The 24,354-nt window shown below is 74.6% G+C and carries 19 protein-coding genes; 9 read left to right on the top strand and 10 right to left on the bottom strand.

What is annotated here, in order from left to right; translation table 11 throughout:
• Positions 1–105 precede the first annotated feature (105 nt).
• From meaB to ACQEVU_RS36895, 4 genes are all read right to left on the bottom strand, one after another.
• Entirely contained in the window at positions 106–1,050 is a 945-nt protein-coding gene (meaB, locus tag ACQEVU_RS36910) for a methylmalonyl Co-A mutase-associated GTPase MeaB (RefSeq protein WP_433331952.1), read from the bottom strand.
• A 17-nt stretch (positions 1,051–1,067) separates the two neighbouring features.
• Entirely contained in the window at positions 1,068–3,146 is a 2,079-nt protein-coding gene (gene scpA / locus ACQEVU_RS36905) for a methylmalonyl-CoA mutase (protein WP_433335222.1), read from the bottom strand.
• Between the two features lie 50 nt (positions 3,147–3,196).
• On the bottom strand, positions 3,197–4,906 hold the full coding sequence (locus tag ACQEVU_RS36900; protein ID WP_433331950.1) for a methylmalonyl-CoA mutase subunit beta: 1,710 nt from the start codon (positions 4,904–4,906) through the stop codon (positions 3,197–3,199).
• Between the two features lie 80 nt (positions 4,907–4,986).
• Positions 4,987–5,550: a hypothetical protein gene (locus ACQEVU_RS36895; RefSeq protein WP_433331948.1), complete on the bottom strand. Its 564-nt coding sequence runs from the start codon at positions 5,548–5,550 to the stop codon at positions 4,987–4,989.
• A 47-nt stretch (positions 5,551–5,597) separates the two neighbouring features.
• Here ACQEVU_RS36895 and ACQEVU_RS36890 point away from each other — a divergent pair, with 47 nt between their 5' ends.
• Positions 5,598–6,554, top strand: coding sequence for a DUF1152 domain-containing protein (locus ACQEVU_RS36890; RefSeq protein ID WP_433331946.1), 957 nt, complete (start codon positions 5,598–5,600; stop codon positions 6,552–6,554).
• An 81-nt stretch (positions 6,555–6,635) separates the two neighbouring features.
• On the opposite strand, the gene ACQEVU_RS36885 is transcribed toward ACQEVU_RS36890, so the two are convergent.
• Positions 6,636–6,995, bottom strand: coding sequence for a YciI family protein (locus ACQEVU_RS36885; protein WP_433331944.1), 360 nt, complete (start codon positions 6,993–6,995; stop codon positions 6,636–6,638).
• The gene (locus ACQEVU_RS36880; RefSeq protein WP_433331942.1) at positions 6,992–7,576 is read right to left on the bottom strand and encodes an ATP-dependent Clp protease proteolytic subunit; all 585 of its coding nucleotides are present in this window, start codon (positions 7,574–7,576) and stop codon (positions 6,992–6,994) included. Before ACQEVU_RS36880 ends, ACQEVU_RS36885 begins: the two co-directional genes overlap by 4 nt.
• A 183-nt stretch (positions 7,577–7,759) precedes the next feature.
• Here ACQEVU_RS36880 and ACQEVU_RS36875 point away from each other — a divergent pair, with 183 nt between their 5' ends.
• Complete coding sequence (locus ACQEVU_RS36875) at positions 7,760–8,263, top strand: chemotaxis protein CheX (protein ID WP_433331940.1); 504 nt, start codon at positions 7,760–7,762, stop codon at positions 8,261–8,263.
• Between the two features lie 66 nt (positions 8,264–8,329).
• Here ACQEVU_RS36875 and ACQEVU_RS36870 read toward each other — a convergent pair whose 3' ends face one another.
• Complete coding sequence (locus tag ACQEVU_RS36870) at positions 8,330–8,962, bottom strand: hypothetical protein (RefSeq protein ID WP_433331938.1); 633 nt, start codon at positions 8,960–8,962, stop codon at positions 8,330–8,332.
• A 180-nt stretch (positions 8,963–9,142) separates the two neighbouring features.
• On the opposite strand from ACQEVU_RS36870, the gene ACQEVU_RS36865 reads away from it, so the two are divergent.
• The 4 genes from ACQEVU_RS36865 to ACQEVU_RS36850 all read left to right on the top strand — a co-directional run bounded on the left by ACQEVU_RS36865 (position 9,143) and on the right by ACQEVU_RS36850 (position 16,023).
• Positions 9,143–11,218 carry a sensor histidine kinase gene (locus tag ACQEVU_RS36865; protein WP_433331936.1) on the top strand — a complete coding sequence of 692 codons (2,076 nt, stop codon included), beginning with the start codon at positions 9,143–9,145 and terminating at the stop codon, positions 11,216–11,218.
• Between the two features lie 31 nt (positions 11,219–11,249).
• Positions 11,250–11,900 (top strand): response regulator, encoded by a 651-nt coding sequence (locus ACQEVU_RS36860; RefSeq protein WP_433331934.1) that lies wholly within the window; start codon positions 11,250–11,252, stop codon positions 11,898–11,900.
• Positions 11,901–12,100: 200 nt separating this feature from the next.
• Entirely contained in the window at positions 12,101–14,617 is a 2,517-nt protein-coding gene (locus tag ACQEVU_RS36855) for a putative bifunctional diguanylate cyclase/phosphodiesterase (protein ID WP_433331932.1), read from the top strand.
• Positions 14,618–14,802: 185 nt separating this feature from the next.
• Complete coding sequence (locus ACQEVU_RS36850; RefSeq protein ID WP_433331930.1) at positions 14,803–16,023, top strand: RNA polymerase sigma factor; 1,221 nt, start codon at positions 14,803–14,805, stop codon at positions 16,021–16,023.
• 6 nt (positions 16,024–16,029) lie between these two features.
• On the opposite strand, the gene ACQEVU_RS36845 is transcribed toward ACQEVU_RS36850, so the two are convergent.
• Positions 16,030–19,734, bottom strand: a complete 3,705-nt coding sequence (locus ACQEVU_RS36845; protein WP_433331928.1) for an FHA domain-containing protein — start codon at positions 19,732–19,734, stop codon at positions 16,030–16,032.
• A 49-nt stretch (positions 19,735–19,783) separates the two neighbouring features.
• Complete coding sequence (locus ACQEVU_RS36840; RefSeq protein WP_433331926.1) at positions 19,784–20,227, bottom strand: CBS domain-containing protein; 444 nt, start codon at positions 20,225–20,227, stop codon at positions 19,784–19,786.
• Between the two features lie 71 nt (positions 20,228–20,298).
• On the opposite strand from ACQEVU_RS36840, the gene ACQEVU_RS36835 reads away from it, so the two are divergent.
• Positions 20,299–21,636, top strand: a complete 1,338-nt coding sequence (locus ACQEVU_RS36835; protein WP_433331924.1) for a hypothetical protein — start codon at positions 20,299–20,301, stop codon at positions 21,634–21,636.
• On the opposite strand, the gene ACQEVU_RS36830 is transcribed toward ACQEVU_RS36835, so the two are convergent.
• Positions 21,633–22,205, bottom strand: coding sequence for a TetR/AcrR family transcriptional regulator (locus tag ACQEVU_RS36830; RefSeq protein WP_433331922.1), 573 nt, complete (start codon positions 22,203–22,205; stop codon positions 21,633–21,635). The genes ACQEVU_RS36835 and ACQEVU_RS36830 overlap by 4 nt on opposite strands.
• A 92-nt stretch (positions 22,206–22,297) precedes the next feature.
• Between ACQEVU_RS36830 and ACQEVU_RS36825 the strand changes: the two genes are divergently transcribed.
• The gene (locus ACQEVU_RS36825; protein ID WP_433331920.1) at positions 22,298–22,735 is read left to right on the top strand and encodes a MarR family winged helix-turn-helix transcriptional regulator; all 438 of its coding nucleotides are present in this window, start codon (positions 22,298–22,300) and stop codon (positions 22,733–22,735) included.
• Between the two features lie 38 nt (positions 22,736–22,773).
• Positions 22,774–24,318: an MDR family MFS transporter gene (locus ACQEVU_RS36820; RefSeq protein WP_433331918.1), complete on the top strand. Its 1,545-nt coding sequence runs from the start codon at positions 22,774–22,776 to the stop codon at positions 24,316–24,318.
• Positions 24,319–24,354: the final 36 nt, after the last annotated feature.

Raw genomic sequence — 24,354 nt, 5'->3', positions numbered from 1 at the left:
ACGACCAGCGCGGCACGGCGGATCACGGACACTGGCGGGCTCCCCAATCCATCGAGAAACATGAAGAGTTCTCGGATGAGATCACGAGGGAGCCACGAACGTCAATCAGTCGGTTCGCTGGTGGAAGGCGGCGAGCAGCGACTCGGCCGCCTGGACCGGGGTGAGCGTGCCGTCCAGCACCTGGCGCTCGACCTGCGGGGCCAGGGACCGCACCGCCGGGTTGGTGCGCAGGCCGTCCAGCAGGGCGTCGCGGGTCATCGACCACACCCAGCGCAGCTGCTGGCGGTCGCGGCGGGCCCGCAGCTCGCCCGAGGACTCCAGGGTCTCGTGGTGGCGGGTCAGGTGCGACCACAGCTCCGGCAGGCCGGCGCCCGTCAGGCCGCTGCACGTCACCACCGGGGCGTGCGAGGACTGGCGCAGCAGGCGCAGGGCCGAGGACAGCTCGCGGGCCGCCGAGCGGGCGTCCGCCTCGTGGGGGCCGTCGGCCTTGTTCACCGCGATGACGTCGGCGAGCTCGAGGACGCCCTTCTTGATGCCCTGCAGCTGGTCGCCCGTCCGGGCCAGGGCCAGCAGCAGGAACGTGTCGACCATGTCCGCCACCGCGGTCTCCGACTGGCCGACGCCGACCGTCTCCACCAGGACCACGTCGTAGCCGGCGGCCTCGACGACCACCATCGCCTCGCGGGTCGCGCGGGCGACGCCGCCCAGCGTGCCGGACGTCGGCGAGGGGCGGATGAAGGCCGACGGGTCGGTGGACAGGCGGGCCATGCGGGTCTTGTCGCCCAGGATGCTGCCGCCGGTGCGGGTCGAGGACGGGTCGACGGCCAGCACCGCCACCCGGTGGCCCGCCGACGTGAGCTGAGTGCCCAGCGCGTCGATGAACGTGGACTTGCCGACCCCGGGTACGCCGGTGACGCCGATGCGGCGGGAGCTCCCGGCATGCGGGGTCAGCGCGGCCAGCAGCTCCTGGGCGCGCGAACGGTGGTCCGGGCGGGTCGACTCGACCAGCGTGATGGCGCGGGCGATCCACGCCCGGTCGCCCGACAGCACGCCCGAGACCAGGTCGCTCAGTGCTGCAACCGCGATCGCAGCACCTCCAGCAGGTCCAGGGCCGCCTCGGCGATGACCGTGCCGGGGCCGAAGATGGCGGCCGCGCCGGCCGCCCGCAGCTCGTCGTGGTCCTGGGGCGGGATGACGCCGCCGACCACGACGAGGATGTCGTCGCGGCCCAGCGACGCGAGCTCGTCGCGCAGCGCCGGCACGAGCGTCAGGTGGCCGGCGGCCAGGGAGTTGACGCCGACGATGTGCACGTCGGCCTCGACCGCCTGGCGGGCCACCTCGGCCGGCGTGGAGAACAGCGGGCCGACGTCGACGTCGAAGCCCAGGTCGGCGAAGGCGGTCGCGATCACCTTCTGGCCGCGGTCGTGGCCGTCCTGGCCCATCTTCGCGACCAGGATGCGCGGGCGGCGCCCCTCGGCCTCGGCGAACGCGTCCGTCAGGGCCCGGACCCGTTCGACGGGCTCGCTGCCGGCGGCCTCGTCGCGGTACACCCCGGAAATGGTACGGATCTGCGCCGTGTGCCGCCCGAAGACCTTCTCCAGCGCGTCGGAGATCTCGCCGACGGTCGCGTGGGCGCGGGCCGCGGCGACGGACAGCTCCAGCAGGTTGCCGCCGTTCGAGGCGCCCTCGGTCAGGGCGTCCAGGGCCGCGGCGCACGCCCCGGCGTCACGCGACGCGCGCAGCGAACGCAGGCGGGCGATCTGGGCCGCGCGCACCGCCGAGTTGTCGACCTTCAGCACGTCGATCGGCTCGTCCGACAGCGGGCGGTACTTGTTGACGCCGATCACCGGCTGGCGGCCCGAGTCGATGCGGGCCTGGGTGCGGGCCGCGGCCTCCTCGATGCGCAGCTTCGGGATGCCCTCGTCGATCGCCCGGGCCATGCCGCCGGCCCGCTCGACCTCCTCGATGTGGGCCCAGGCGCGGGCGGCCAGGTCGTGGGTGAGGCGCTCGACGTACGCGCTGCCGCCCCACGGGTCGATCACCCTCGTGGTGCCCGACTCCTGCTGCAGCAGCAGCTGCGTGTTGCGGGCGATGCGGGCCGAGAAGTCGGTCGGCAGGGCCAGGGCCTCGTCGAGGGCGTTGGTGTGCAGCGACTGGGTGTGGCCCTGCGTCGCCGCCATCGCCTCGACGCACGTGCGCACCACGTTGTTGAAGACGTCCTGGGCCGTGAGCGACCAGCCCGACGTCTGGCAGTGCGTGCGCAGCGACAGCGACTTCGGGTTCTTCGCGCCGAACTCGCGCACCAGGCGCGACCACAGCAGCCGGCCGGCGCGCAGCTTCGCGACCTCCATGAAGAAGTTCATGCCGATCGCCCAGAAGAACGACAGCCGCGGCGCGAACGCGTCGACGTCGAGGCCGGCGTCGCGGCCCGCCCGCAGGTACTCGACCCCGTCGGCCAGGGTGTAGGCCAGCTCCAGGTCGGCGGTCGCCCCGGCCTCCTGGATGTGGTAGCCGGAGATCGAGATGGAGTTGAACTTCGGCATGTGCTTCGAGGTGTACCCGAAGATGTCCCCGATGATCCGCATCGACGGCGCCGGGGGATAGATGTAGGTGTTGCGGACCATGAACTCCTTGAGGATGTCGTTCTGGATGGTGCCGGACAGCTGCTCCGGCGCCACCCCCTGCTCCTCGGCGGCGACGATGTACAGCGCCAGAACGGGCAGCACCGCCCCGTTCATGGTCATCGACACGCTCATGCGGTCCAGCGGGATGCCCTCGAACAGCCGGCGCATGTCGAGGATCGAGTCGATCGCCACGCCGGCCATGCCGACGTCGCCGGCCACGCGCGGGTGGTCGGAGTCGTAGCCGCGGTGGGTGGCGAGGTCGAACGCCACCGACAGGCCCTTCTGGCCGCCGGCGAGGTTGCGCCGGTAGAAGGCGTTGGACTCCTCGGCGGTGGAGAAGCCCGCGTACTGCCGGACCGTCCACGGCTGCGTGGTGTACATCGTCGGATAGGGGCCGCGGTGGTACGGCGCGATGCCCGGCAGCCCGTGCAGGAACTCGACGCCGTCGAGGTCCTCGGGCCCGTACAGGCCCTTGACGGCGATGCCCTCCGGGGTGAGCCACGGCTCGCCCGTATCGGGCACGTCGTCGTCGCCCCGCGGGGTGCCGAGCGCGATCTCGGAGAAGTCGGGGATCACGGCGCCACCACTCCCAGGTCCTCGTGCGTCTGGCGGAGCACGGCGAGCGCGTCGCAGCCGGTGTACAGGTACGCGTCCACGCCCGCGTAGCCGCCGGGCTTCCCGGCCAGCCAGATCCTCGTCACGCCCTCGGCGCGCAGCCGCTCGGCGGTGGCGGCGGCCTCGTCGGCGTACGAGCGGTCGGAGCCGCAGATGCACGCCACCGGCGACGGGCCGTCGGCGAGGCGGACCCCGCCCGCGGCGAACAGGTTGGTGGCGAAGGAGACCCGGGCGGAGTGCGCGGCCGGCGGGCCGAGCGCCACCAGGCGCACCGCCGGGGGTTCGACGGCGGCGTCGGCGGCGTCGCGCAGCGCTTCGAAGCCCTGGGAGTACCACATCCGGGGGAGCCCGCCGGAGGGCGGAGGCGGCGCGGGGGCGCGGGCCGGGCGGCGCTCGGACAGGTCCGGGAACTCCGACACGCCGGTGATCGGCTGGCGCCGGTGCGCGATGTCGTCGAGGCGCCGCTGCCGGGTCGCCGCGATCCGGTCGGAAACCTGCCCGGACCGCAGCGCGGCGGCCATCCCGCCGGCCCGCTCGACCTCGGTGAACACGTCCCAGGCGGCGTGCGCGAGCGCGTCGGTGAGCGACTCGGCGTACCACGAGCCGCCGGCCGGGTCGAGCACCCGCGCGACCGAGGACTCCTCGATGAGCAGCGACTGGGTGTTGCGGGCGATGCGCCGCGCGAAGCCGTCGGGCAGGCCGAGCCGCGCGTCGAACGGCTGCACGGTGACCGCGTCCGCGCCGCCGACCCCGGAGGCGAAGCAGGCGACGGTGGTGCGCAGCAGGTTGGACCACGGGTCGCGGGCCGTCATCATCGCGTCGCTGGTCACCGCGTGCTGGCGCTGGGCGCCGAGGTGCGGCACGTCGCAGACCTGCGCGACCCGGGACCACAGCCGCCGCGCCGCGCGCAGCTTCGCGATCGTCGCCCACTGGTCGGCGGTCGCGGCGAAGCGGAACTCGAGCTGCCGCAGCGCCATGCCGGGGCTCAGGCCGGCCGCGGTGAGCTCGCGCAGGTACGCGACCCCGGTCGCGGTGGCGTAGCCGAGCTCCTCGGCGTCGGCCGCCCCCGCGTCGTGGTACACGGTCGCGTCCACGGTCGCCACCGGCACTTCGGACAGCTTCGACAACTGCCCCAGGAGCGCCATGTCCGGTACGTCACCGGTGCGGGCCGCCAGCCCCAGCGGGTCGGCGCCGAGGTTGCCGGCGGCGCCGGGCAGCGCCAGGAACGCGCGGGCCGCCTCGAGGGTGTCGGCGCCGTTGTCCAGCACGACGTCGGCCAGGTTCAGGTGCACGCCGTCGAGCGCCTCGGCCAGGTCGGCCGGCGCGATCCCGGCCAGCCACAGCGAGGTCGCCCCGTTCTCGAGGTCGTCGAGGATCGCCGCGCGGGTCGCCTTCGCGTCCGGGTCGGCGTGGCGCTGCCGCACGTCCCACGGCCGGGGCGCCGTGGCCCCGCCGCGCACGAACGGCGCGCGGCCCGGCTGCCCGGCCGGCGGGGCGGGGTCGGCGGCGGTGTAGAGCGGGGCGATGCGCAGTCCGTCGTACGTCTGCGTCGACAGCAGCTCGTCGACGGCCTCGGGCGGGGTGTCCTCGCCGGCCCGCCCGGACTTCCGCAGCACGCCCAGCGCGAGCCGCCGCCATTCCTGCAGCTGCGTCATGGGAGCGCTCATACCGGCGATGCTAGGCGCCGGTTCAGGCCCGACGGCAACCCTTGTGACAACCTCCACCCCCTTGCACTCCACCCGGCGAATCACGACCGGTGCAGCACCTGGAACCCGACGGCGACGCCGAGTGGGGAGTCCGACACCAGCGTGACCGCGCGCCGCCCGTCGGCCCGGGCGGTGAGCAGCAGCTGGGTGACGAGGACGTGCTCGTCGTGGCAGTCGATGTCGACGTACGTCTCGTCGTCGCCGACCCGGAACAGCGCCCACACCTGCCCCTCACCCAGGCAGATCACCTGCAGGCGGTAGTCGCCGCGCGGGTAGGAGCGGTCGCCGTCGAGGCGGACCAGGTTGTCCCGCACGGCGGTCATCACCCGCACACCGGCCGACTCGACGGTGTCGGGCTCGGCCGCGTTGTACTGCTGCACGCGCGCGACCATCCGGTCGCGCAGCGCCGCCGGCAGCCCCGGCGCCTCGCTGCCGGCCGCCGACGGGCGCGGCACCGTCACGGCCGCGACGGTCGGCGCCGCGGGCCGGGCCTGCGCGACCGCGAACCCGAACGCGGCCCCGACGACCAGCGCCACGACCACGTAGAGCGGCCCGCGCCGCCGCGGCGGGGAGGCCGGCCGGGCGCCCGTCACCTCGATGTCCATCGAATCCGATGCTAGGCCGGTTGGCGCGTCGTGGCACGCTGGCCGGTATGGAGCTCGGCGTTCCACCCCTCTTCGAGGCCCTGCGCGGCCGCCGCAGCGTCCTGGTCGCCGGGGCCGGCGGAGGCTTCGACGTGTACGCCGGGCTGCCCCTCGCCCTGGCCCTGCACGCCGACGGCGTCGCGGTACACCTGGCCAACCTGTCCTTCACCCCGCTCGAGCTGCTCGACGCCGACGCGTGGGCCGCACCGGACCTGGCCGTCATCACCCCGTCGACGGCGGGGCCCGACGACTACTTCCCGGAGCGCACCCTGGCGCGCTGGCTGGCCGCCAACCACCTGCCGCCCACGGTCCACGCGTTCCCGCTGGTCGGCGTCGCCCCGCTGCGCGCCGCCTACCGCGAGCTGGTCGGCCGCCTCGCCGTCGACGCGATCGTGCTCGTCGACGGCGGCACCGACATCCTCATGCGCGGCGACGAGTCGGGCCTGGGCACCCCGGTCGAGGACATGACGAGCCTGGCCGCGGTCGCCGGCCTGCCCGAGGTCGAGACGCGCCTGGTCGCCTGCCTGGGCTTCGGCATCGACGCGTACCACGGCGTCAACCACGCGCAGGTCCTGGAGAACATCGCCGCACTCGACCGCGCCGGGGCCTACCTGGGCGCGCTGTCGATCCCGTCGGCGAGCGCTGAGGCCCTGCTCTACCGCGACGCGGTGCTGACCGCCCAGCGCCTCACCCCGCTGCGCCCGAGCATCGTGAACGGCCAGATCGCCGCGGCGCTGGCCGGCGAGTCGGGCGACGTGCGCTTCACCCACCGCACGGCGTCCTCGACGCTCTTCGTCAACCCGCTCATGGCGGTGTACTTCGCGTTCACGGTCGAGGGCCTGGCTGGGCAGTCGCTGTATCTGGACCGCCTCGAGGACACCCTGACCGTCCGCCAGGTGGCCGCCCGTATCGAGGCGTTCCGCGCCGGGGTCACGCCCCGCCCGGCCCGCCCGTACCCGCACTGACGCCGCCGCCCTCGGCGAGCGGGTGGGCGCGGACGGCGGCGACGCGGTGGTGGCCGCGCAGCGCCGGGTCCGCCTGGGTCGTCACCGCAACGACACGACCGGCCGGACCTCGATCGTGACGTGCTCGGCCTCGGGCACCCGGGCGGCGAGCTCGACGGCCCGCTCGATCGAGTCGCACTCGACCAGGTAGTAACCGGCCAGGTGCTCCTTGACCTCGGCGAACGGCCCGTCGGTGACGTGCGCCCGGCCGCCGCGCACCGCGACGATCCGCGCCGTCTCCGGCGCCTGCAGCGCCTCGGAGGTGACGAGCTCGCCGGCCGCGGCCAGGTCGGCCCGCAGCGCCTCGTGCGCCGCATAGCCGGCCCGCCGCTGCTCCTCGTCGAACCCGTCCCAGGCCGCGCGGCTGGCCGGGTTGCTGTAGATCATGATGAGGTACTTCATCGCTTGACGATCTCGGAGATCAGGCCGTATTCGATCGCGTCGGGAGCGGTCAGGAAGCGGCCGGCCTGCAGGTCGTCCTCGACGCGGGAGCGGGGCTGGCCGGTGGCGGCGCAGATGCGCAGGATGAGGTCCTCGAGGTCGCGCAGGTAGCGGCCGGCCTCGGCGACGACCTGGTCGGCGGTGCCGCCGGGCGAGGACACCTTCGGCTCGGACAGGCGGAACCGGGCGTGCGCGAAGGCGCTGCGGCGGGCCGCCGCGCAGAAGACGCCGAGCGCGGCCGCGCTGACCTCGCCGACCGCCGTGACGTGCACCGGGGCCCGCAGCGCGTCGATGGCGTCGACGAGCGTCCAGACCGCGGCGAGCGTGCCCTGCTCGGCGCTCATATGCATGGTGATCGGCTCCTCGCCGCCGGCATCGAGGGCCAGCAGCGTCGCCGCCGTGCGGGAGGCCATCTCCGGCTCGATCGGCCCGCGCACGAACACCATGCGCCGCCCGAACAGCTGCTCGTCCAGCCACGGCACGGGCATCGCGGGTGGCATCGGGCTCTCGTCGTCCGGCCGCCGGTCGTATCGCGCGCGCATCAGCCGAACATAGGCGACAACGCCCCGGCCGGCCGCCCCCGAGGGCCCGCTTCCGCTACGGGCTGAACCGCCGTCCATCTGGTGCAAAGCCGGTAAACCGGTCGCGTTGAAACCTTCGGATGGCACCATTCCGAAAAGGGGGCACCGGTCGGCGGTGCCGTGCACAGCGTGTCGGGAGCCGCCATGGCGGACGAGTCCACCGAAGAGTCGGGCCTGGTCGACCGGGACCTCATCGAGATCGTCAACGAGGTCTGGGACGCCTATCTGCAGCAACCGGCGGCGGCCCCGCTCGACGACCCCGGCAGCGCGGACCCGAAGGCGATCACCGCCGCCGTGTCGATCACCGGCGCCTGGGAGGGCCACGTGCGCGTCCTGGTCCCACCGGCCGCGGCCGGCGACATCACCGCGCTGATGCTGGCCATGGACGCCGGCGAGGTCACGGACCAGGACGTGACCGACGCGATGGGCGAGCTCATCAACGTGGTCGGCGGCAACATCAAGAACCGCGGCACCCAGCCCGCCAAGCTCGGCCTGCCGGTGGTGGCGACGGGCCGGATGCTGTTCCCGGCCACCCGCGAGACCCACCGCCTGGCCGTCCGCTGGCAGGACGGCGAGCCGATCACGTTCAGCGTCCTGCACGTCAACCCGGACCGGGCCGCCATCCCGGTGGTCGCGAAGAACCGGTAGGGGTGCCCGGCGCGTGGCGCCGGACACCCCGGGAGATGTCAGTTCAGCACGGGCCGGCCCAGGACTTCATGCGCGGGCACCCGTCAGCTCCGGGCGGGCGGCGAGGATCGCGCCCAGGGCGGCGTAGCCGATGAGCAGGTGCGAGCCGCCCACGTAGTCGGCGATCGGGGAGCCGAAGATCGCGAACGTCGGGACGGTGACCACGGCCCAGCTCTCCGCGACCATCGGCCAGAAGCGGGCCGCGCCCCGCCAGCGGCGGGCGAACAGGATCTTCAGGCCGATCACGAACATGCCGAGCATGGACAGGGGCCAGAAGACGTCCATCGGGACCAGGAAGGCGCTGTCGCGCAGCGACGGGACGGCGTGCAGGAAGCTCCACACCGTGGCGATCGTCAGCAGGACGTGCTCCACGTACAGCATGCCCCGCGACACCCGGCTCGTGCCCGTCGCCGACGTGCGCAGCTGGATCGCCAGCAGGGCGAACAGGCCGAGCTGGAACAGGCCGCCGCCGATGTCGGTGATGGTGAGGCCGAGGGAGTCGGTCGGGTTGTTGCCGACGGTGAAGATCGCGCCGGCCCAGCACAGGGTGCCGGCGGTCAGCGCCAGGCCGAGGGCGCGGGTCGAGCGGGCCGAGATCCGGGCGGTCACGACCGGGGCTTCGTCGGTACGGGCGGGGATCGGTTCGGTGCGGATCGTCATCTCTGGGTCCTTTATGTCGAGCGCCGGTTCAGTGCGGCGCGGTATGCCGGGAACTTTGCGGGAACCGCCGACCCGGGCGGCAGGGTCCGGCGACCCCGATGCGGTCCCGCGCGCTGTCCCGGCGGCCGCGGGACGCGCGTCCCAGAGCCACCGGGACGCCCGGCCTGGCACCATGTCCGGGTGTCCAAGCCCCGCGTGTCCACCCTGGTCGGCGGCGCGTTCGTCGCGCTGACGCTCGCCGCCACCGTCGCCTCCGTCGGCCTCGAGTCCTCCATCGGGGCGTCGCGCCGCGCGCACGACGGGCTGGAGGCCGGGTGGGTCTCGGGGCTGGCCGGGCTGGCGCTGGCGGTGCCCGGCGGCCTGATGATGCGGCGCGTACCGCGCAACGCCGTCGCCTGGATCCTCTGCCTCAGCGGCCTGCACTGGGCCCTCGACGGCACCGCGGTGGCGTGGGTCGCCTACGCCACCGCGCAGGCCCGGATGCCGGCCGGCGCGGCGGAGGCCTACTGGGTGTACCAGCGCGTCGGGGCCGGCCTGCTGCTCTGGCTGCCGCTGCTGCTGCTGTGCTACCCCGACGGGCGGCTGCCCCGCGGCCGCTGGCGGTGGGCGGCGCTGGCCAGCCTCGGCGCCACCGCGGTGCTGCCGCTGACGCTGCTGTTCGTGCCGGCGCGCATCGCCGAGGCCATGAACGACGGGCCCGAGCCCGCCGCCGTGCGCGGCCTGTCCATCGACCTGCTGAGCCTGCCGCTGCCCGACGGCGCCTGGCAGGTCCTGCTGCGGGTCGGCTACGCCGCGCTCCCGCTGAGCATGCTCATCCCGTTCGCCGTGGTCTTCCGGCGGTACCGCAGGGCCGAGGGCCTGGCCCGCACCCGCATGCGATGGCTGCTGTGGGCCGGCGTCGTCGACGTGCTCGTGATGCTCTCCTCGCTCGTGCTGCCGCAGTCGTGGCTCAGCGCCGGGCTGTTCGCCGCCATCGCCGTCACCGCGTTCGCGGTCACCGCCGGCGTGCTGTGGCCGCAGCTGCTCGACATCGACCGGCTGCTCGGCGGGACGGTGCTGTACGGCACCCTCGCCACGATCGTCGTCATCGTCGACGCGGTCATCCTCGCCCTCGTCACCACGCTGCTCGGCGACCGCGGGGCGGCGCTGGTCGGGCTGCTGGTCGTGCTCCTGGTGTACGGCCCGCTGCGCAACCGGCTGTGGCTGCTCGTCCAGCGGGTCGTCCTCGGCCGGCGCCACGACCCGTACCGCATCATCTCCGGCCTCGCCGAACAGCTCGAGCGCTCCGACAGCCCCGAGCACCAGCTGCTGGCCGTCGCGCGCAGCGTCGCCGAGGCGTTCCGCTCGCCCTACGTCGCCGTCGAGGTGCACCGCACCGGCGGGCAGGCGCTGCTGGCCGAGTTCGGCACGGCGCCCGCCGCCACGCAGACGCTGCCCATCACGTACCGCGCCGAGACCGTCGGCCGGCTCATCCTCGCCACCGGCGGATTCCGGGCCGCGCTGTCCCCGCGCGACGAGCGCCTGCTGGCCGACGTCGTGCGGCAGGCGGCCGCCGCCGCGCGCTCCAGCTACCTCGCCGCCGAGCTGCAGGTCAGCCGCGAGCGCCTGGTCGGGGCGCGGGAGGAGGAGCGCCGCCGGGTCCGCCGCGACCTGCACGACGGCCTCGGCCCCGCCCTCGGCGGCGTCGCGCTGCGCATCGACACGGCCCGCAACCTGCTGCGCGCGGACGCCGGCCGCAACGTGCTGCCCGCCGATGCGGCCCCGGCGGACGCGATGCTCAAGCAGGCCCGCGACGACGTCGCCGCCGCCCTCGCCGACGTGCGCCGGCTCGTCCACGACCTGCGCCCGCCGGCGCTCGACGACGTCGGCCTGGCCGGCGCGGTCGGGCAGCTCGCCGAGCGCCTCCGCGGGCCCCGGCTGGCCGTCCAGGTCACCGCCGACCTGCCCGCGGACCTGCCGGCGGCGGTGGAGGTGGCGGCGTACCGGATCGCCTCGGAGGCCCTGACGAACGTGACGAAGCACGCGAACGCCGCGTCCTGCGTCGTCCGGCTCACCGCCGACGGTCAGGCGCTCGTCGTCGAGGTCACCGACGACGGCGCCGGCATCGCGCCCGGCACCCCGTCCGGCGTCGGGCTGGTGTCGCTGCGGGAGCGGGCGGCCGAGCTCGGCGGGCGCTGCGAGATCGAGTGCCCGGCGTCCGGCGGTACCGTCGTGCGCGCCCGCCTGCCGCTGGCCGGCGCGGCGGTATCGTCATGACCCCCAGCGCGAACCCACGAGGAGCCGAGGCATGACCGACGACGCGATCCGGGTGCTCGTCGCCGACGACCACCCGATCTTCCGGGACGGGCTGGCCGTCCTGCTCGGCTCGGTCGGCGGCATCGACGTGGTCGGCACGGCGGCGACGGGCGTCGAGGCGGTCGAGCTGGCCGTGCGGCTGCGGCCGGCGGTCGTCGTCATGGATGTACAGATGCCGGAGCTGAACGGCATCGAGGCCACCCGGCGGCTGGCGGCCGAGGCCCCGGAGGTCGGCGTCGTCGTGCTCACGATGTCGGAGGACGACGGCACGGTGTTCAGCGCGGTGCGGGCGGGCGCGCGCGGGTACCTCGTGAAGGGCGCCGAGCAGGAGGAGATCGTGCGGGCGATCAACACGGTCGCCTCGGGCGGCGCCGTGTTCGGCGCGACCCTGGCCCGGCGCATCGCCGAGTTCTTCGCCGCCGGGCCGCCGGCCGCGACCGAGGCCTTCCCCGAGCTGACCGCCCGCGAGCGGGAGATCCTCGAGCTGCTCGCCGCCGGCCGCTCCAACGCCCAGATCGCCCAGGCGCTGTTCCTGTCGCAGAAGACGGTCCGCAACAACGTGTCGAACGTGTTCGCGAAGCTGCAGGTCGCCGACCGCGCCGAGGCGATCGTCCGGGCCCGCGAGGCCGGCCTCGGCCGGTAGGGCCGTGCTCGCGCGCCCCGGGGGAGCTCCGCCTGGTGGCCATAAGGTACGCCGGGCGGGTGACCTATGTTTCGACGCGCGTCACCCGTGTGGGGTGATTCGTTACCGGGTCAGCTAGGCACCCCCTGACCCAGCGACGGACGGACCCGAGGATGAAACCCGGAGTCGGAGGCGCGCACCGCTCGCGCAAACGGTGGCTCATGGCATCCGCGCCCCTCACCCTGACCGTCGCCGCGGCGGTCCTGCTCGGCGGGCCCCCGCTCGGGCTGGCCGGGCCGACCGCCGTGCTGCTCGCCGCCGCCGCGCCCGGGATGCTGCACGCCGTCTGGCTCGGGCGCCTCGCCGTGGGGCTGTTGCGCGACGGCGCCCGCGCCAACGCGGTCAGCGTCGGGCTGCTCGGCGCCGGGCTGGCCGCCGCGGGCGTCTGCGCCGCGGCGCCGTCCGCCGCCGCCTATGCGGGGCCGGCCGCCGGCGCCGCGCTCGTCGCGGGGCTGCTCGGGCTGCCCGGCGTGACCCGCGGGCCGGCCGCCGCCGCCCGCCGGGCGCTGGACGGGCTGTGCGTCGCGCTGTGGAAGTTCCTGACGCTGCTCGTGCTCATCCTGCGGCTCCACGGGGAACCGAGCCCGGCCGTGTTCACGACGTGCCTGCTGGCGACCGTCGGCATCACGATCGCGGTCGTCAGCGGCGTGCGGGCGCCGTTCCCGCGGTGGACCGCCGTCACCGCGGCCGGCGGCGTCGCGCTGCTCGTGCTGGGGCTGGCGATCGTGCCGCTGCTGCCGGCCGCGCCGGCCCCGCACGACGAGTGGCTGCTGTCGGCCGGCGGGCTGCTCGCGCTCGGCTCGGTCCTCGTGTGGGCCGGCGCCTGCCGCGCCGTCTTCGCCAAGGTCCCCGGGCCGAGGGTCACCGACGGGACCCTCATCGGCGACCCGCTGCTCGTCGCGCCGGTCCTCGCCGGCGCGGGCGCGGTGCTCTACACGCTCGTGAGCCGGGGCACGATCGGGACGGCGGCCATGGTGGTCGGGGCCGCGGCCGTCCTCACCGTGGTCCTCCGCGAGATCATCGAGGCCTTGACGGTACGCCGGTTCAGCGGCGAGATCGACGCCCGTCAGACGGCGTTCACCTCGCTGGTCGCCGGCTCGGCCGACGTGATCCTGGTCCTCGACCCGGACCTGTCGGTGCGCTGGCAGTCGCCGGCCGCCGCCCGCCAGTTCGGCCTGTCCGACCAGGAGGTCCTCGGCCGCCCGTTCGCCCGGCTGGTCCACCCCGGCGACGTGGCCGAGGTCCGGGCCGCCCTCGCGGCGCCCGGCCGGGACGCCGCCGAGCCGGTGCGGGCCCGCATCTGCGACGGCTTCGGCGTCTGGCGCCACGTGGAGTTCACCGCCGGCGAGACCCCGGGGATCGACGGCGTCGTGGTGTACCTGCGCGACGCCGGCGAGCGCCGGGAGCTGGAGCGCAGCCTGCAGCGCACCGCGCGCACCGACCCGCTGACCGGCCTGGCCAACCGCGGCGCCCTGCTGGGGGAGCTGAGCGGGGGCGCGGGCTTCCTCGTCACCGTCGGGCTGGACGGCTTCGCCGGCGTCAACGACCTGCACGGCCCGGACGTCGGCGATGCGATGCTCGTCGAGGTCGCCGCCCGCATCCGCGCCTCGATCACGCCCGGCGACGTGGCCGCGCGGCTCAACGGCGACGAGTTCGCGGTGTTCACCCGGGTCGACAGGGTCCACGCCTACACGCTGGCCACCCGGCTGCTGGGCGAGCTCGGCGAGCCGTACCCCATGCCGGGAACCGTCCTGCAGCTCTCCGCCGGCATCGGCCTGGCCCCCGTCGGCGGCGGGCCCGAGGAGACCCTGCGCCGGGCCGGGCTGGCCCTGCGGCGGGCCAAGCGCACCGGTCGCGGCCGCGTCGAGTGGCACGACGAGGCGAGCGAGGAGGCGTACGTGCGCCGCGCCTCGCTCGAGCAGGACCTGCCGGCGGCGATCGAGCGCGGGGAGCTCGACCTGGCGTACCACCCGGTCTACGACCTCGTCGAGGGCCACCCGATCGGCGTGGAGGCGCTGCTGCGCTGGCGGCATCCGCGCCTCGGCACCGTGGCGCCGCGCGAGGCCCTGACCGTCGCCCGCGAGCTGGGGCTCACCGCCGAGGTGCACGACTGGGTCCTCGCGCGGGCGTGCCGCCAGCTGTCGTCGTGGCAGCACGAGGGGTACCGCGTGTGGATGTCCGTCAACGTCGGCTTCGACGACTTCGCCACCACCGGCTTCCCGGGGCGGCTGAGCCTGGCCCTGGACAGCCACCAGATCGACCCGGCCGACTTCGTGATCGAGCTGGCCGAGTGCGACCTCGGCGCCGACCTCGACCGCGTCGCCGAGCCCCTGGCCACGGTCCGCGCGATCGGCGTCCGCACGGCGCTGGACGGCTTCGGCACCGGCGCGACCTCCCTGGCCCACCTGCGCCGGCTGCCGGCCGACCTGCTGAAGGTCGACCAGTCGCTGTTCAACGCGCCGCCGGTGACGGGCGGCGCGGTCGCCCCGATCATCGACGTGGTGGTGAAGCTCGGCCGCCGCCTGAACGTCACCGTCGTCGCGCACGGCCTGGAGGCCGAGGAGCACCTGCAGCTGGTCCGGGCCGCGGGCTGCCGCTACGGCCAGGGGCACTTCTACGGCCGGCCGGCCCCCGCCGAGCGCGTCGAGGCCGCCCTGATCCGCCAGCGCACCTGGTGAGGCACGCACACAGCCGCTCCCGTCCACCCGGCGGCGATATTCTTCGCGAAATTCGGCGGAGCGCTGTCGGATCGCGGCAGCGGCGTTCGTAGGTCGGGTGAGAGCCGGCCCGAGCGGCGGCCGCCCGGGCGACAGGAGATGCAGGCATGCAACCGGAAGGTCGAGATCCGGCCGTTCCTCGGCTGATGACCGGCGTCGACGAGGCGATCACCCGGGCCCACCGCCAGGAGTGGGCCCAGGTGGTCGCGACCCTGGCCCGGCGGCTCGGCGACCTCGACATCGCCGAGGAGATGGCGGCCGAGGCGTTCGCGACCGCCGTCGAGCGCTGGCCGGTCGACGGCGTCCCGCCGAAGCCGGGCGCGTGGCTCACCACCACCGCGTACCGCAAGGCCGTCGACCGGCTGCGGCGCGAGGCCAGACGGGAGGAGAAGCACAAGGAGGCGCTGATGCTGTCCGACCCGCCGGAGCCGGTGGGCGCCATCGACGACGACCGGCTCCGCCTCGTCTTCACCTGCTGCCACCCGGCGCTGGCCATGGAGGCCCGGGTCGCGCTGACGCTGCGGATGGTCGGCGGGCTCACCGTGGCCGAGATCGCCCAGGCGTTCCTGGTCCAGGAGACCGCCATGGGGCAGCGGATCACCCGCGCGAAGGCGAAGATCAAGGCGGCCCGGATCCCCTATCGCGTGCCGTCCCGCGAGGACCTCCCGGCCCGGGTCACCGCGGTGCTCGCCGTGCTCTACCTGATCTTCAACGAGGGGTACCTCACCTCCCAGGCCGGGCCGGCGGCGGTCCGCGGCGACCTGACCGCCGAGGCCATCCGGCTGACCCGGCTGGTCCGCGAGCTGATGCCGGCCGACGGCGAGGTCGCCGGGCTGCTGGCGCTGATGCTGCTGACGGAGGCCCGCCGGACCGCCCGGGTGTCGGCCGCCGGCGAGCTCGTCCCCCTCGACGAGCAGGACCGCGGCGCCTGGGACCGCGAGCTGATCGCCGAGGGCCACGCCCTGGTCCGCGCGCGGCTGGCGGCCGGCGAGGCGCCCGGGCGCTACCAGATCCTGGCCGCCGTCAACGCCGTGCACACCGACGCCCCCGACGCCCGCGACACCGACTGGTCGCAGGTCCTCGCGCTCTACGACCAGCTGGCCCGCCTCGACCCCTCGCCGATCGTGCGGCTCAACCGGGCGATCGCGGTCGCCGAGCTCGACGGCCCACAGGCCGCGCTGGCGCAGGTCGACGCGCTGCCGCTCGAGGGCTACCACCCCTTCCACGCCACCCGCGCCTACCTGCTGCGCCGGCTCGGCCGCAGCGGGGAGTCGCGGGCGGCGTACGACCGGGCCATCGCGCTGGCCGGCAACGCCGCCGAGCGGGCGTACCTCATCCGTCGCCGGGACCAGCTGGCCGCGGCCTGACGCCGTTCAGCTCGGCAGGGCGAGCGGGCCGCCGTGGCCGGGCAGGCCGCGGTCGGGCGGGATCGGCGGCTCGGGGGTGCGGTCGTCGGTGATGCCGTTGACGCGGGTCAGCTCGGCCAGGCGCTTGTGGTACGCCGCGACCGCACCCAGCGCGTCCCGCACCGCGGTCAGCAGGGTGGCGCCGGCGCGCTCGACGACGTCCGCCTCGTGGGTCTCGAAGGCGCGCACGCCGGCCAGCATCGCGGTCTTGACGGTGTGCAGCAGGCGGAGGTCGGCGTCGGCGTACCCGCGGCACAGGGCGGCGACGCGGGCCGGTTCGTCGCCGGCCAGCACGGCGTCGCGGACCGCGGGGACGCTGTGGCGGACCAGGGAGGCGTCCGGGCGGGCCCACATGGCGGCGACGTCGGCGTCGTAGGAGCGGATGTCCTGGTCCGGGTCGCAGAAGCCGACCGTGCGCTGCCACAGGATGCGCAGGTCCTCGTGCACCAGGCCGTCGAGGTAGCTGACGGTGAACCGGCGGTGGGCCTCCACGACGTACTGCGCCTTGAACGGGGTCAGCTCCCGCGGGTCCTCGCCGAAGGTGGCGGTCGTGGCCGTGAACCCGTAGTCGGCGCTCAGCGCGTTCTGCATGCCGACGACGAGGTACACGAACCGGACCCAGGTCTTGAACAGCTCCTCCAGCGGCAGGGAGTGCAGGCCGTCCTCGCTCAGCACGACGCCCCACCGGGCGCCGAAGCGCAGCCGGCGCAGGTGGCCGATCTGGTACATCGCCAGCTGCGCGTCGATCTCGGCGTGGGCGTGGTGCAGTACCGTCCGGTAGGCCACGGTGGCGTCGAGCCCGGCGTGGTTGCGCACGATGTGCGGGCCGCCCACGTGCAGGTGCACGAACTCGCCGACGTCGAAGACGGCGCCGCCGATCGCCATCCAGTAGCCCGCCTCCGGGGTGTTGCGCAGCGCCAGGTCCGACACCTCGAAGCGGGGCCCCTGCTGGGCGTGGCCGAGGTACGTCGTGAAGACGTCCTCGCCGAGCCGCCCGTCGGCGACCAGCCGGCGCAGGAACTCGCGGCCGTCGCCGGGCACCACGTCGGTGAGCGCCTCGATGACGGCGACGGCGAAGCGGGCGCTGCCGCAGACGTAGACGTGGGCGCCGCGGCCGCCCTCCTCGACCGGGCGCAGCAGGTCCCACAGCGCGTCGGCGTCCTCGCGGATCGCGTCGTCGACCCGGCGGCGCGGGCCGGGCCCGGCCGCGTGGCGGCGGCCGTCGAAGGCGACGGCGGCGTCGGCGCGGGAGAACGCGACGGTGAAGGCGAGCCGGCCGGCGGCCGCGGCGTCGTCCAGGGCCGCGTGGTTGATCAGCTCCTCCGGCGTGCGCAGGCCGAGGTACAGGCGGTCGGCGGCGGGGCCGGTGCGCGCGGCGACGAAGCTCAGGAACGGGGCGATGCCGGAGCCGGCGGCGAACATGATGACCGGCCGCGCCGGGTCGGCCGGGAGCCGGAAGCGGGGCGTGGGGACGATCTGCAGCGACAGCCGCTGCCGGCCCTCGGCACCGGCCCGGCGCAGGAAGTGCGACGCGGCGCCGCGCCGCTGCCGCGGGTACGACCACGGGGTCCGCGCGGACGTGTACTCCAGGCCGGCGACCACCAGCCGCAGCGTCGTGGCCGGCTCGCCCGGCGGCGGCGCGGAGGCGATCGAGTACAGGCGGAAGGGCTCGGGCGGGACGATCGCGCAGAACGCGTCGTCGTCGCCGGGGTCGGCCCGCCAGAGCCGGGTGACGTCGTACCCGCCCGCGTACAGCAGGTTGAGCACGTCCCACAGCTCCCACTGGTCCTCCATGCGGGCGTCCACCACCCGCTGCCAGGCCCCGACGGCGCTGAGCCGGGCCAGCCGCTTCGCGACGTCGCGGCCCATCGGGCGGAGCCGGGCGAAGCGGACCAGGGTGCGCAGCGGCAGGACGTCGGCGTCGGCGTACCCGGCCCGGCAGGCCACCGCCCGCTGCCACTGCGGGGTGAGCCGGACCAGCTCGTCCCCGCTCGCCTGCAGCGCCGCGACGGTGCGCCGGACCAGCTCCTCGTCGTGCTCGGCGAGGATGCCGACCCGGTCGCCGGGCAGGTGGTGCACGCCCTGGCCGGCGACGTCGACGTCGAGGTAGCAGGTCCAGTTGCCGGACGCGCTGGTGACGACGCGGCCGCGCCGGGCGGTGCCGAAGACGACCGGCGGCCCCACCGGCGGGCGGCGCTCCTCCCGCACGATCGCCAGCTCGTGGTCGACCTTGTCCCAGGTGCGGTCCTTGAACAGGCCGGTGAACCGGGCCCCCGTCGTCACCTGCCGGCCGACCTTGAAGGAGACCTCCAGGAAGCCGTACGCCTTGATGCGGTGCAGCCCCATCCAGCCCCGGTCGCCGAGGTAGGCATCCAGCATGGCGTTGTAGATGCCGCGCAGGGCGCCGTTGCGGGTGCGCTCGATGTACTCGCGCACCGACACCTCGCGCAGCGCGGCCACCAGCTCCTGCCAGTGCCGCGGGAAGAACCCGGCCAGGTAGGTGCTCTGCCGCCCGACCAGCGTGTCGTAGTCGCGGCGCTCGAGGAACGCGTCCAGCGCGTGGATCTGCGGCTGCGCGGTGCCGCTCGGGCTCGGCGCCCCGTCGAAGATCGGCACGCCCGCGGTGCCCACCGTCTTGGCCCACAGCACCTGGTCGAGGGGTTGCCGGCCGCGCGGGTTGGGGTCGATCTGCGGGTAGACGGCCTGGGTGACGTACTGCAGCCGCTCCAGGATCACCAGCAGCGCCCGCTCCAGGGCCGCCGGGTCGTCGGCGACGACGGCCTCCTGCGCCTCCAGCATCGCCCCGAGCATGGGCGTGAGCGCCATCGCGAACTCGGTCGTCACCAGGTAGAAGACCCGCTCGGCCGCGTTGTTCCAGGTCGGCACGAGCAGGTCCATGTTGTCCAGCACGCGCGGGCCCGACGGGTCGCGCAGGCGCCAGTTGTAGAAGAACAGGTCGATGTACGACACCGCCGGAATCTGCTTGCCCAGCCGGCGCGAGACGAGCGTCCACGGCCGCAGCAGCGACGGCGGCAGGGCGGCCGGCGGGTCGACGGCCATGTACTGGTACGCGTGGGCGAAGACGCCGAGCATCGTCGAGGCGCGCAGCAGGTACCGGTCGGGCAGCGCCTCCGGCCGCGCGTCGAGCACCGGCAGGGCGTCGAACGCGCGGCGCAGCTCCAGCCGCCGGAACAGCTCCGGCAGCCGCCCGGTCATCTCGTCCCAGGCCCGGTGCGACTCGGGGAACTCGGTCAGCGGCGCCTCGACCGGCAGGAACCCGTGCGCGAGCGACAGGAACCCGTCCAGCTCGTGCCCGGCCGCCCGGTTCTGCGCCTCGGCCGCCTCGACCACGCGCCGCGCGGCCACGGCGGGCGGCGCCAGCGGCCGCAGCGAGGTCAGCTCGCCCGGGTCCATGAACGCCGTCGCGTCCGGGTCGATCAGCGCCCAGCCCAGCTCGAACCGCCCGATCCGCAGCCGGTCCCCGAGCGCGAGCACCCGCCGCGTCACGCGCTCGTCGTTGACGAAGGTCCCGTTGGTACTGCCGAGGTCGCTGAGCACCAGCTCGCCGTCCACGAGCTCGAGCCGCGCGTGCCGGCGCGACACGTCGCGGTCGTCGAGCACGACGGCCGCCGCCCCGCTGCCCCGCCCGAGGGTGGCCGGCAGCGCACACACCCGCTCGGCTCGCTCGCGGGTGTGCCGATCCGTGATGACCAGCCGCAGCTCAGGAATGGTAGATCACCGCGCGGCACAGGTCGGCCCGGGACAGCGTGCCCACGAGCGCTCCGTCGTCGACCACCGGCAGCCGCCGGATCCCGCGGTCGATCATCACGATCGCCGCCCGCGCGAGCTCGTCGGTGGAGCGGACCGTGGCGGCGTCGCGCACCACCAGCGGGTCGACCACCCGGTCGGCGAGGGCCCGCCCCCGCTCGAGAAACAGCGCGAACGCGTCGGCGAGCGTGCCGCCCGCCTCGGTGACGTCGTCGAAGCCGGGCAGCATGGCCCGGACCAGGTCCTCCTCGGCCAGCGACCCCACGAACCGCCCGTCGTGGTCGAGCACCATGAGCTGCCCGACCTCGGACACGCTGACCACCTCGGCGGCGCGGCGGATGGTGGCGCCGAGCCGGATGTAGGCGGGGAACGCCGTCATGACGTCGCTGACGAGCATGCCACCTCCCGGGGTCCGGCCCGATCATCATCGCACCGCCGCGCCACCCGCGGTCATTGCACGAGCGGCCGATGATCCCCCGCCAATGGGACGGCCGCAGCCTCCCGAACCGCCCGGGCGGCGGCGTAGGGTCCGAGGGCGTGTGGGCCGAGATCCATGTGTTCCGGGGGCGGATGTACGTGACCGGGACCTGGGGCACGTCGACGGGTGAGTTCGTGCGCGATCGCGCCTCGGATCGGCGGCTGGGCAAGACGATCATGCGGCTGGCCGGGCAGCAGGCGCAGTGCCGGCCGCCGGGGCGGCGCACGCCCTGGCACGACTTCTGCGAGCGCGAGGCCGGCGTGCCGGTGCGGCAGTTCCGGCCCGAGAAGCGGCTGCGGGCGCTCAGGACGGCCGGCGGCTGGCAGGTGGACCGGCGGCCGGGCCACCACCCCGAGTCGGTCTGGACGGTGCCGGACAGCGCCGGGCCGGCGGGGCTCGCGGCCGTCGTGCGGCGCGAGCTGGCCGCGATGGAGCCGCAGTGGCCGGCCGTGCGGCGGGTCATGATCATGACGATGGCGACCGGGCAGCTCGTCGTCGTGCCGAACATCGACGGGTACGACGTGGGCCCCGCTCGCATCCTCGCGCCGGACGGCGGGACCGACGCGGTCCGGGCGGCGCTGGGCGACGCCGGCGGCGAGCGCGCCGAAGCGGCGGACCTGGGCGTGGACCCGCAGCTGCTCAAGGGGCGCGCGCGGGTGATCTTCGACGAGCGCTCCGACGGCAGTGTCGAGCTGACCGGCGACGACCACCGGAAGTGGCACGGGCGCATCGACGCGCTCGACGAGGCGTGCGCGGCGGCCGTGCGGATGATCTCGCAGCTGCCCACGCGGCACCTGCCGCCGGGGACGCCCGGCGGTGCCGGCTTCGGCTTCAAGTGCTGCTGGCTTGCCGTCAAGGGTGCGACGCTCGACGAGGTCGCCGCGGCGGTCGGGCTCGTGGACCGGCGGGCCGTCACGTGGGACGAGGGTGTCGATCTCGCCTATCGGCAGCAGGTGTTCGTGTCGCCGCCGACCGGCGGGTGGGTGTTCGTGGTCGGCAACCGGCTGCCGTTCGACGGGCGGGCGGTGGCCGGTCTCAGCGACCGGCTCAAGACCGAGGTGCAGTTCTTCGGTACGCACCGCGTCTCGGACTACCACGAATGGGCCCTCGCCCGGGACGGGCGGCTGCGGCGGCGCGTGCACGGCGAAGGCATCGACTTCGAGGAGGAGGGCGCGCGCACGCCCGTCGAGGCCGGCCTCGACCTCGAGTCGATCTACGAGGGCGACGTGATGGAGGTCGCGGGCGCCTGGAGCATCGACCCGCAGACCCTCGACGTGGTCGAGGCGAGCGCCCCCACCGGACTGGCCGGGCGGATTCCGGAGCGTTAGAACGCGGCGCCCATCTCGGCCAGGCACTCGCGCATCACGTCGGCCAGCGGTGTGCCCGGCGGGCGGTCGAGCCACTCCTGGACCGCGACCCGCATCGCGACCAGGAACGCCGCGGCCATCAGGCGGGCCCGCACCGGGGCGCACGAGCGGGCGGCGATCTCGGCGGTGATCTCGTCCTCCATCGAGGCGTACGTCGAGACCTGCTGCGCCGCCAGCGCCGGGTGGCGGCGCACCAGGCGGACCTGCGTGACCCAGCGGGGGTCGCGGGCGCCCAGGCGGCGCTCCAGGTCCACCGCGGCGCCGGTGAGCGCGGCCCACGGGGCCTCCGCCGCCGGGCGCTCCCGCACGGCGTCGACGAGCATGCGGATGCGCAGCTCGTCGCCGTACAGCAGCGCCTCCTCCTTGCTCGTGAAGTAGTTGGAGAACGTCCGGCGCGACACCTCGGCCGCGTCGGCGATCGCCTCCACGGTGACGCGGTCGAGGCCGTGCTCGATCGACAGGGACACGGCGGCCTCGTGCAGGGCCTGCCGGGTCGCCATCTTCTTGCGCTCCCGCAGCCCGGCCTTCACGCCCACGATGTTACCTAGTTCTCACCGGGAAAACTTGCGCACTGGGCAAGTTTTTTGAATGCTTGTACCAGGCAAGTATTCGGGAGGGACCGGTGGACCACGTCGACGCGCTGCGCGACGAGGTGCGCGAGCTGACGAAGGTCGTGCGCCTGCTCAAGCAGCAGCACCACGGGCAGTTCGGCGGGGTTGCCATCCTCGCCGCCATCGACCGGCTCGCCGGCGGCTGCCACCTCAAGGAGCTCGCCGCGGCCTGTGGGCTGGACCAGTCCACGACCAGCCGCGCCGTCAGCGCGTTCGTCCAGGACGGCCTGGTGCGCCGGGTCGCCGACCCGCGCGACGGGCGGGCCAGCTTCCTGGAGCTCACCGACGCCGGACGCGACGCCCTGCGCCGGGCCGACGAGCTGTACAACGCCCTGCTCGGCGCCGCCCTGCGCGACTGGAGCGACGCCGACGTCGAGGCGTTCTGCGCCCTGCTGCGCCGATTCGTGCAATCCCTGACCAACCGCACCACCCTGGAGGCAGTCCGATGAGTCAGACGCAAACCGCGTCTTCAACAGATGCCGAGCCGATGACCCATCGGCAAGTGCTGGAGGCGCTGAGCGGCCTGCTGCTCGCCCTCTTCGTGGCGATGGTGAGCTCCACCATCGTCTCGACCGCCCTGCCGAAGATCATCGGCGCGCTCAACGGCACGCAGACGCAGTACACCTGGGTCGTCACCGCCACCCTGCTCGCCGCCACCGCGACCACCCCGATCTGGGGCAAGCTGGCCGACCTCTACAGCAAGAAGGTCCTCGTCCAGATCTCCATCGTGGTGTACGTCGTGGGCTCCATCATCAGCGGCATGGCGCAGAACACCGGTGAGCTCATCGCCGCCCGCGCCTTCCAGGGCATCGGCGTCGGCGGCCTGCAGGCGCTCGTCCAGGTGGTCATCGCCGCGATGATCCCGCCCCGCGAGCGCGGCCGCTACAACGGCTACCTCGGCGGCGTGATGGCCGTGGCCACCGTCGGCGGCCCGCTGCTCGGCGGCGTCATCGTCGACACCTCGTGGCTGGGCTGGCGCTGGTGCTTCTTCGTCGGCGTGCCGGTGGCGCTGCTCGCCCTGATCGTGCTGCAGAAGACCCTGCACCTCGTCACCGTCCGCCGCGACAACGTGAAGATCGACTACGCGGGCGCGACCCTCATCGCCGCCGGCGTCAGCACGCTGCTGATCTGGGTGTCGTTCGTCGACAGCTCGTTCGCGTGGGCGTCGTGGCAGACCGCGGTCATGGTCGGCGCCGGCCTGGTCCTGCTCGCCATCGCCGTGTGGGTGGAGGCCCGCGCCGCCGAGCCGGTCGTGCCGCTGCAGATCGTCCGCCAGCGCACCACGGCCCTGTCGATCCTGGCGAGCCTCGCCGTCGGCATGGCGATGTTCGGCGGCGCGGTGTTCCTCGGCCAGTACTTCCAGATCGGCCGCGGCTACACGCCCACCGAGGCGGGCCTGCTCACCATCCCGCTCATGGCCGGCGTGCTGGTCTCCTCGATCGTGGTCGGCCGGCTCATCACCCGCACCGGGCGCATCAAGCCGTACATCGTGGCCGGCACGATCGTCCTCGTCGCGGGCTTCGCCGCCCTGTCCACGATCGACCACGCGACCTCGCTGGTGTACGTCGGCGGCGGCATGCTGCTGGTCGGCATCGGCGTGGGCATGTCCATGCAGAACCTGGTCCTCGCGGTGCAGAACACCGTGCAGCTCAAGGACATCGGCGCGGCCAGCTCCACGGTGGCGTTCTTCCGCTCGCTCGGCGGCACGATCGGCGTGTCGGTCCTCGGCGCCGTGCTCGCCCGCCGCGTGACGAGCAACATCACCGACTCCCTCGCCGCGCAGGGCATCCAGCCGCCCGCCGGCGCCGCGAACACCAGCAACCTCAACCTGTCGGCGCTGCCCGAGGGGTTCCAGCACATCGTCCGCGCCGCGTACGGCGACGCCACCGGCCACATCTTCCTCATCTCCGCCGCCATCGCGGTGGTGGGCGTGGTCGCGGCCCTGTTCATGCGCCCGGCGATGCTGCGCAGCACGCTGGACCTCTCGGCGGCCAAGCCGGCCGACGACAAGGTCGGTGCCGGGCGCGGGTGAGCCCGGTCCCAGCTCGGGTCGCAACCGGTGCCTGCC

The organism is Dactylosporangium sp. CA-139066 (genome assembly GCF_050936175.1).
Lineage (GTDB): Bacteria > Actinomycetota > Actinomycetes > Mycobacteriales > Micromonosporaceae > Dactylosporangium.
This window is presented reverse-complemented; position numbering and strand designations above follow the sequence as displayed.